The 8506-nt window shown below is 61.4% G+C and carries 8 protein-coding genes and 1 pseudogene; 6 read left to right on the top strand and 3 right to left on the bottom strand.

What is annotated here, in order from left to right:
* On the top strand, positions 1-529 hold a 529-nt coding region (aroE, locus tag APH41_RS20135; protein ID WP_082430475.1), incomplete at its 5' end, for a shikimate dehydrogenase.
* A 128-nt stretch (positions 530-657) separates the two neighbouring features.
* Here aroE and APH41_RS20130 read toward each other — a convergent pair.
* The 3 genes from APH41_RS20130 to betC all read right to left on the bottom strand — a co-directional run bounded on the left by APH41_RS20130 (position 658) and on the right by betC (position 4893).
* Positions 658-2226, bottom strand: coding sequence for a SulP family inorganic anion transporter (locus APH41_RS20130; protein WP_054920997.1), 1569 nt, complete (start codon positions 2224-2226; stop codon positions 658-660).
* A 219-nt stretch (positions 2227-2445) separates the two neighbouring features.
* Positions 2446-3360, bottom strand: a complete 915-nt coding sequence (gene choX, locus APH41_RS20125; protein WP_054920987.1) for a choline ABC transporter substrate-binding protein — start codon at positions 3358-3360, stop codon at positions 2446-2448.
* A gap of 18 nt (positions 3361-3378) precedes the next feature.
* A complete protein-coding gene (gene betC, locus APH41_RS20120; protein ID WP_054920979.1) occupies positions 3379-4893 on the bottom strand; it encodes a choline-sulfatase in 1515 nt (504 codons plus the stop codon).
* 103 nt (positions 4894-4996) lie between these two features.
* Between betC and APH41_RS20115 the strand changes: the two genes are divergently transcribed.
* The 5 genes and pseudogenes from APH41_RS20115 to APH41_RS20095 all read left to right on the top strand — a co-directional run.
* Positions 4997-5947: a LysR family transcriptional regulator gene (locus APH41_RS20115; protein ID WP_034129203.1), complete on the top strand. Its 951-nt coding sequence runs from the start codon at positions 4997-4999 to the stop codon at positions 5945-5947.
* Positions 5948-5977: 30 nt separating this feature from the next.
* Complete coding sequence (locus tag APH41_RS20110; RefSeq protein ID WP_014716300.1) at positions 5978-6304, top strand: DOPA 4,5-dioxygenase family protein; 327 nt, start codon at positions 5978-5980, stop codon at positions 6302-6304.
* Positions 6305-6480: 176 nt separating this feature from the next.
* Positions 6481-7440, top strand: coding sequence for a 2-dehydro-3-deoxygalactonokinase (locus APH41_RS20105; protein WP_034129204.1), 960 nt, complete (start codon positions 6481-6483; stop codon positions 7438-7440).
* A 1-nt stretch (position 7441) separates the two neighbouring features.
* Complete coding sequence (locus tag APH41_RS20100; protein WP_054898859.1) at positions 7442-8062, top strand: 2-dehydro-3-deoxy-6-phosphogalactonate aldolase; 621 nt, start codon at positions 7442-7444, stop codon at positions 8060-8062.
* A 48-nt stretch (positions 8063-8110) separates the two neighbouring features.
* Positions 8111-8506, top strand: a pseudogene (locus tag APH41_RS20095) (D-galactonate dehydratase); the annotation flags it as partial.

Below are 8506 nucleotides of genomic sequence, written 5' to 3'. Positions count from 1 at the left end.
CGACAACACCGACGGCGCGGGACTGGTGCGCGACTTGACGGTCAATGCCGGGCTGAGCCTGCAAGGCAAACGCATCCTGTTGTTGGGCGCCGGTGGCGCGGTACGCGGTGCGCTGGAGCCGTTGCTGGCGCAGCAACCCTCGTCGTTGATCATCGCCAACCGCACCGTGGAAAAGGCCGAGCGACTGGCTGAGCTGTTCGATGACCTGGGCCCGGTGTCTGCCAGTGGTTTCGACTGGTTGCGTGAGCCGGTGGATGTGATCATCAATGCCACGTCGGCCAGCCTGTCAGGCGATGTACCGCCGATTGCCGGCAGCCTGATCGAGCCGGGCAAGACCTTCTGCTACGACATGATGTACGCCAAGGAACCCACCGCATTCTGCCGCTGGGCGAGCGAGCAAGGCGCGGCGGTGGCGATGGATGGCCTGGGCATGCTGGTGGAACAAGCGGCGGAAGCCTTCTTGCTGTGGCGCGGTGTGCGTCCGGATTCGGCGCCCGTACTGGCCGAACTGCGCCGGCAATTAGCCTGATCCCACACGCTGATGTGGGCACACTTAATGTGGGAGCTGGCTTGCCTGCGATAGCAATAGGTCAGTTACCCATGTGCTGGCTGATCCACCGCTATCGCAGGCAAGCCAGCTCCCACAGTTGATCGGGTTTAATCTTCGAAATGGAGGGGGCAGTTATCCGGCCCCTCCAGCTTCATCAATTCCTCGACCACCTGCGGCCTGGCCCCACGCAACGTCAAGCTACGGTCCAACCCCGCCAACCGCCGAGCCTCCTGGTGCAGCATCTCCACCCCGGAATAGTCGATAAAGTTTATCTGCTGCGCCTCGATCACCACCCGCTCACCCTGCAGACGTTGCAGGCGCACTTGCAGGTAATGGCTGGCGCCAAAAAAGATCGAGCCGCCCACCCGCAACACATCCGCTTCACCGTCGCGCCAGTGTTGCACCCGTGGCTGCGAGGTGCGCTTGAGGTAGAAAAACAGCGACGCCAGTACCCCGGCATAGATCGCCGTTTGCAGCTCCAACAACAAGGTGGCGACACAGGTCAGGCTCATCACCACAAATTCGGCGCGGCTGACCCGGAACAGCGCACGAATGCCGCGGTGGTCCACCAGGCCCCAGCAGATCAGCAGGATACTCGCCGCCATGCTCGGGATCGGAATATGCGCGATCAACGCTGCGCCAAATAACGCGAATAGCGCCACCCACAGGGCCGAAAACACACCCGCCAATGGCGAACAGGCACCCGCCTCATAACTGAGGCCCGAGCGGGTGAACGATCCGGCTGACAGGTAGCCGGAAAAAAATCCGCCCACGATGTTGGATAAGCCCTGGGCGCGTACTTCCTGGTTGGCGTCGAGCAGTTGTTGCGAGCGGGCGGACAGCGAACGGGCAATCGACAGGCTGGTCACCAACCCCAGCATTCCCACCGCCACGGCACTGGGCAGCAGGCGCAGCACCAGATCCAGATCCATCGGCAACGGGCTGAACGGCGGCAGTTTGCCAATAAACGAACTGACCCGTGCCACATGCCCGAACATCGCCGGCCACAGCCATGCCGCCACGCTGCCCAACACCAAGGCGATCAACAGTGTCGGCCAGCGTGGCACCAGGTACTTGAGCAGCATACCTGTCAGCAACGTACCCAGCCCCAGGGCCAGGGACGCGTGGTCCCACTCGCCACGATGGTCGATCAGCGCCAGCAGGCCATTGATAGCCGTGGCCTGGCTCGGTAAATCCAAGCCGAGCAGGTTGGGCAGTTGCCCCAAGGCGATCACTACGGCGGCGCCCAGGGTGAAACCCAGCACCACCGAATGGGAGACAAAGTTCACCAACGCGCCGAAGCGCAGCAGGCCGAGCAACCACTGGAACACCCCGGCGAGGAAGGTCAGCAACAGGATGAGGGTAATGTAGTCCTGGGAGCCTGGCACGGCCAATGGGCTGATGCTGGCGTAAAGCACAATGGAGATGGCGGCCGTTGGCCCGCAGATCAGGTGCCAGGATGAGCCCCACAGGCAGGCGATCAATACCGGGATGATGGCGGCGTAGAGCCCGTATTCGGGAGGGAGACCGGCGATCAGTGCGTAGGCAATCGACTGCGGCAGCGCAAGCACAGCGCCGCTGAGGCCGACGATCGCGTCCCGGCCGACGCTGGCGCGGGTTTGGCGCGGCAGCCAGCGCAGGAAGGGCAAAATTGTATGGCGGTTGGGCCGGGGCATCGCAGGCTCGGGTAAAGGGTTTTGGCAAGAGTATCAATGCATGGGTACTTGTGGGAGCTGGCTTGCCTGCGATGCTGGCGCCTCGGTGTGACAGGCATACCGGGGTGATGCTATCGCACGCAAGCCAGCTCCCACAGGGTCAGCGGCAAGCGTCAGAGTGATTGTTCCCCCGCTCTGCGTGGGAATGCTGCTCAGGACGCTCTGCGTCCGATTTTAACGTCAGAGCTTGGCTTTTACCGCTGGCAACGCCTCCTGGCCATCCAGGGTTTTCACGCCCTCCAACCACTGCTCCAACACTGCCGGGTTGGCCTTGATCCACGCCTTCGCCGCCTGCGCATTGCTGACCTTGTTGTTGGCCACGTCAGCCATGATGCTGTTCTCCATGGCCTGGGTAAAACTCAGGTTGGTCAGCAGTTTGCCGACATTGGGGCACGCTTGTGCGTAACCCTTGCGAGTCAAGGTATAGACGCTGCCGGTGGCACCAAAGTACTGCTCGCCGCCCTTGAGGTAGCGCATTTTCAGTTGCACGTTCATCGGGTGCGGGGTCCAGCCGAGAAAGGTGATAAAACGCTGTTTTTTCACCGCTCGCGAGACCTCTGCGAGCATCGCCTGTTCGCTGGACTCGATCAGCTTCCACTGCCCAAGGTCGAAATCATTCTTCTTGATGATCTCCTGCAGCGAGATATTGGCTGGCGCGCCGGAGCCAATGCCGTAGATCTTCTTGTCGAACTTGTCGGCAAATTTATTCAGGTCGGCAAAGTCATGCACCCCGGCGTCCCACACATAGTCCGGCACGGCGAGGGTGAACTCGGTGCCATCCAGGTTCTTCGCCAGTTGCACCACATCGCCATTGGCCACGAACTTGTCGTAGAAGCCTTGCTGCGCCGGCATCCAGTTGCCGAGGAAGACATCCACCTGGCCGTCCTTGAGCCCGCCGAAGGTAATCGGCACCGCCAGGGTGTCGACCTTGGGTTGATAGCCCATGCCCGTCAGCAGGAAACTGGTGATAGCGTTGGTGGCGGCAATATCGCTCCAGCCTGGGTCGGCCATCTTTACCGTTTCGCAGCGGGTGTCTGCGTACACCTGGGCGCTGCTGAGCATCACCAAACTCAGTACCACGGTCAACTTTTGCATGGCCTTCCCTCTGTCTACTTATTGGTTTTGGCAGGGTTGTGGAAAACGTGCTTTGCGCTCCAGGTCATCAAGGTCGATATGGTTGCGCATGTACTGCTGACTGGCGTCTACCAGTGGCTGGTGATCCCAGCTCTTGAGCTTGCCATGGGTCAGCGCTTCAAACACCAGTCGGCGACGGCGTTGGCTGGCGAGCACCTGTTGATGGATCGCCGGGATATCCCATTTAGCCCGCGCTTCACGCAAGAACGCCTCGAACAATGGCCGATGTTCAGCTGACTGGCTGAGGTTTTCCTGCTCGCTCGGGTCGTTGTGCACATCGAACAATAGGCAAGGATCGTCCTCGCTGTAGATGAATTTGTAGGCGCCCCGGCGAATCATCATCAATGGGCTGACGGTGCCTTCGGCCATGTATTCGCCAAACACTTCGTCATGCCCGCCCTGCCCCTGCAAGTGCGGGACCAGTGAGCGGCCGTCCAGCGGCAAGTCCGGGTCCAGCTTGCCGCCGGCCAATTCCACCAGGGTCGGCAACAAGTCGGCGGTCGACACGGCCTGGGTGACGCGGCCAGCGGCGAACTGCCCCGGCGCACTGATCAGCAGCGGCACGCGGGCGGCCATTTCAAACCAGTGCATTTTGTACCAGAGGCCGCGCTCGCCAAGCATGTCGCCGTGGTCGCCAGAGAAAATGATCAGGGTGTCGTCGGCCAGGCCGGTCTCTTCCAGGGTCTGCAGCAGCTTGCCGACGTTGCTGTCGATGTAGCTGCACGCACCGAAGTAGGCGCGGCGGGCGTCGCGGATCTTATCCACAGGCAGCGGTTTGTCCCACAAGTCATAAACCTTGAGCAGCCGCTGGGAATGCGGGTCGAGGTCGGCCTGGGGCGGCGTCGCGGGCATTGGGATGTCGGTGTCTGCGTACAAGTCCCAGAACGGCTTGGGAATGGTGTAAGGGTCGTGGGGATGGGTCATCGACACCGTCAGGCAAAACGGCTGGTCACCTTCCTCACGGATATGGTCGAACAGATATTGCTGGGCTTTGAACACCACCTCTTCGTCGAAATCCAGCTGGTTGGTGCGCACGCACGGTCCGGCTTGCAGCACCGAGGACATGTTGTGATACCAGGTAGGTCGTACGTCTGGCTCATCCCAGTTCACTGCCCAGCCGTAGTCGGCGGGATAGATGTCGCTGGTCAGGCGCTCCTCATAGCCGTGCAACTGGTCGGGGCCGCAGAAGTGCATCTTGCCCGACAGCGCGGTGCGGTAGCCGAGGCGGCGCAAGTAGTGGGCATAGGTCGGCACATCGGCGGGGAAATCGGCGGCGTTGTCGTAGGCGCCGATCTTGCTCGGCAACTGGCCGCTGACCAAGGTGAAGCGCGACGGTGCGCACAGCGGGCTGTTGCAATAGGCGGCGTCGAACACCACGCCTTGTGCCGCCAGGCGGCTGAGGTTGGGCAGCTTGATCGGGGAAGGCCCGTAGAACGGCAGCATCGGCGCGGCCATCTGATCGGCCATGATGAAAAGAATGTTCTTGCGCTTCATGGTTTCTCGGCATTCCATAGGCAGTGTTTATGCCAATGAGCATGCGGCCCATGAATTATGGGGTAAAGCCCATGAGCAGCAATGACTAGGATAAGTTGAGCTTATGTATGAAGCGCTGGGTGACCTCTCTCTCGATTTGCTGCGCGCCTTTGAGGCAGCGGCGCGTCATCGCAGTTTCACCGCGGCCGCGATGGAGCTGGGCACCACCCAACCGGCGGTCAGCCAGCAAATCAAACGCCTTGAAGAGCAACTGGCGATCCGCCTGTTTGATCGCATTTACCGCGGCATCGAACTGACTGACGCCGGTGCCCTGCTGTTCGAGCATGTGCAAGGCGGCCTGCAGAACATCAACCAGGGGCTCGGCGCCATCACTCAACAAAGCCAGCATGAAGTGCTGCAAGTCGCCACCGACTTTGCCTTCGCCGCCTATTGGCTGATGCCACGCCTGCATCGTTTTCACCAGGCCAACCCGCAGGTGGATGTCAGCCTGGTCACCAGTGAGCGCAACCCGGCCACCCTGCGCAGCGATATTGATGTGGCGGTGCTGTTCGGCGATGGCCGTTTCAAGCAGGGCGAGAGCCTGTGGTTGTTCAATGAGGAAGTGTTCCCGGTGTGCAGCCCACAGTGGCTCAAGGAGCAGGTCGCGCCCCTGACGGTGCAGACCTTGCAAGACTGCCCGTTGCTGCACCTGCGCCAGGAAAACAACAGCCAATGGTTTGACTGGAACGGCGTGTTCCGCGAACTGGGTATCACGGCTGCGCCGACCCCGGGGCAATTGCGCTTCGACAACTACACCTTGCTGATCCAGGCCGCGATTGCCGGCCAGGGCGTCGCCATCGGCTGGCGCCACCTGGTGGATAACCTGCTGGAGCAGAATTGGCTGTGCCGGCCGATCAGCTCCACGGTGATCTCGCGCTTGGGCTATTACGTGGTGCAACCCCAGCGCAAACGCCGCGGACAGTTGGTGGACCGCTTTGTCGAGTGGCTTGTGGCGGAACAGGCCAACAGTGCGCACTCGTTGACCGGGCTGGCCCTGCCGTCGATTGCGGTCTAGGATCGGCCCACAGTGGAACCGGAGTCAGTCATGCAACGTATCAAGGGCTACCACGCCCATATCTATTTCGACGCCAGCACGATTGAGCAGGCGCGCACGCTCTGTGAGGACGCCGCCAAGTTGTTCCCGCTGCGCATGGGCCGTGTGCACGAGCGGCCCGTGGGCCCGCACCCGGATTGGAGTTGCCAGCTGGCGTTCGAGCCGGAATATATCGGTGTGGTGTTGCCGTGGCTGGCGCTGCATCGCAATGGTCTGGTGGTGTTCCTGCACCCTGAAACCGGTGACGACCTCAAGGACCACACCGATTACGCCATCTGGATGGGCGCGATGCGCGAGCTGGACTTGTCGATTTTTTAACCTTCCTTACCCGATAAATCCGCGGCCTTCCCTAAGTAAAAACAAGAATGTTTGTAGGATTTATCTTGTATTGTCTCATTATATGGGATTGATATTTATATATTGAGATATTCCGCTCCCTAGGTTTATATTCGCCCATCTGCTTTTTTCAGCACCCACTCATTTCAGGTGAAGCGATGCAGGCGCAATTGATCGCGCTCGATTGGGGGACCAGCTCCCTTCGTGCTTACAAACTCGGCCCCGCGGGCGTTGTGCTGGAACAGCGCTCTCAAGCCTGGGGCATCATGCATTTGCCCACAGAGCCCCGGGAAATAGCCGGTGTGCTATGCACTGACGGCTTTGAACTGGCGTTCGATAGCGCCTGTGGCGATTGGCTTGATGCCCAGCCCGGGCTGCCGGTAATCGCTTGCGGCATGGTCGGCAGCGCACAGGGTTGGAGCGAGGCGGCCTATCGCAGCACGCCCGTGGATGTCGCCAGTCTCGGCCAGGCATTGCATGGCATACGCAGCCTGCGTGGGGTGCAGGTGCATATCGTGCCGGGGGTGATCGAGCAAGTGGGTCTGCCCAATGTCATGCGTGGCGAAGAAACCCAAGTGCTCGGCGTACTGCAAGGGCTTGGGCCCCAGGTGTTGATCGGCCTGCCCGGCAGCCATTCCAAGTGGGTCGAGGTGGTGGAAGGCCGCATTACCCATTTCGATACCTTCATGACTGGCGAAGTGTTTGCGGTGTTGAGCAAGCACAGCATCCTGGGGCGTACCCAACAAGCGAGCGAGCAGTTCCAGGCCGAGGCGTTTGATCAAGGCGTGCGCGTGGCGCTGTCCAACGATGGCCAGCGTGGCGTGCTTTCAACCCTGTTCAGTGCCCGTACCCTTGGGCTCACTGCGCAGCTGGCGCCCGACCAGCAACCCGATTACCTGTCTGGCCTGCTCATCGGCCATGAGCTCGCCGGCTTGCCAGATTCGGCCAAACATCAGCCGATCATCCTGGTCGGCGCTGCTGCACTTTGCGCCCGCTATCAACGCGCCCTCGCCCTTTGCGGATTTGCCCACGTCAGCCTGGCGCAAGAAGCCACCGAGCGTGGCCTGTGGCAACTGGCGCAAGCCGCCGGGCTCATTCGACCTGTACTGGAGGCCTGACATGCTCAAGCAAGCACTCGCACAAAACGGTTTGATCGCCATCCTGCGCGGCCTACGCCCCGACGAAGCCCAGGCGGTCGGCCAAGTGCTGTACGACGCGGGTTTTCGCGTGATCGAAGTGCCGCTCAACTCGCCAGACCCTTACGCCAGCATTCGCACCCTGCGCGACAGCTTGCCCGCCGATTGCCTGATCGGTGCCGGCACGGTGTTGACGCCTGAGCAGGTCGAACAGGTCAAGGCGGCCGGAGGCCAGGTGATCGTCATGCCCCACAGCGATGCCAAGGTGCTGCGTGCCGCCAAAGCGGCGGGCCTGTACTTGTCGCCTGGGGTAGCCACGCCTACCGAAGCCTTTGCCGCACTGGCCGAAGGCGCCGATGTGTTGAAGCTGTTTCCGGCCGAGCAGATGGGCCCTTCAGTGATCAAGGCATGGCTGGCGGTATTGCCGGCGGGCACGTTGCTGCTGCCGGTGGGCGGCATTACCCCGGACAACATGCAGGTGTTTACCGACGCCGGCGCCAAGGGCTTCGGATTGGGTTCCGGGCTGTTCAAGCCGGGCATGACAGTGGATCAGGTTGCGAGCCGTGCCCAGGCTTATGTCGCCGCCTGGAAAGCCCTGAGCTGAGAGCATATTCCGCGCCCACAGGCGCTGCATCTATAAGAGAGACAAGAGATGAAAATCACCAAACTGACGACCTTTATCGTTCCGCCGCGCTGGTGCTTCCTCAAGGTCGAAACCGACCAGGGTGTGACCGGCTGGGGTGAGCCTGTGGTCGAGGGCCGCGCTCACACGGTGGCCGCCGCCGTCGAAGAACTGTCCGACTACCTGATCGGCAAAGACCCTCGCAATATCGAAGATATCTGGACCGTGCTCTATCGCGGCGGCTTCTACCGAGGCGGCGCGGTGCACATGAGCGCCCTCGCCGGCATCGACCAGGCGTTGTGGGACATCAAGGGCAAGGCCCTCGGTGTGTCGGTCAGCGATCTGCTGGGCGGACAGGTGCGTGACAAGATCCGTGTGTACTCATGGATCGGCGGTGACCGCCCCGCCGATACTGCCCGTGCCGCC

The organism is Pseudomonas sp. NBRC 111138 (assembly GCF_001320835.1).
Lineage (GTDB): Bacteria > Pseudomonadota > Gammaproteobacteria > Pseudomonadales > Pseudomonadaceae > Aquipseudomonas > Aquipseudomonas paracarnis.
This window is presented reverse-complemented; position numbering and strand designations above follow the sequence as displayed.

What these genes read in the sequence shown, in the direction of transcription:
- APH41_RS20130 (WP_054920997.1), bottom strand. Translation starts at nt 2,226, where the DNA reads ATGCCCCGGCCCAACCGCCATACAATTTTGCCCTTCCTGCGCTGGCTG.
- choX (WP_054920987.1), bottom strand. Translation starts at nt 3,360, where the DNA reads ATGCAAAAGTTGACCGTGGTACTGAGTTTGGTGATGCTCAGCAGCGCC.
- betC (WP_054920979.1), bottom strand. Translation starts at nt 4,893, where the DNA reads ATGAAGCGCAAGAACATTCTTTTCATCATGGCCGATCAGATGGCCGCG.
- APH41_RS20115 (WP_034129203.1), top strand. Translation starts at nt 4,997, where the DNA reads ATGTATGAAGCGCTGGGTGACCTCTCTCTCGATTTGCTGCGCGCCTTT.
- APH41_RS20110 (WP_014716300.1), top strand. Translation starts at nt 5,978, where the DNA reads ATGCAACGTATCAAGGGCTACCACGCCCATATCTATTTCGACGCCAGC.
- APH41_RS20105 (WP_034129204.1), top strand. Translation starts at nt 6,481, where the DNA reads ATGCAGGCGCAATTGATCGCGCTCGATTGGGGGACCAGCTCCCTTCGT.
- APH41_RS20100 (WP_054898859.1), top strand. Translation starts at nt 7,442, where the DNA reads ATGCTCAAGCAAGCACTCGCACAAAACGGTTTGATCGCCATCCTGCGC.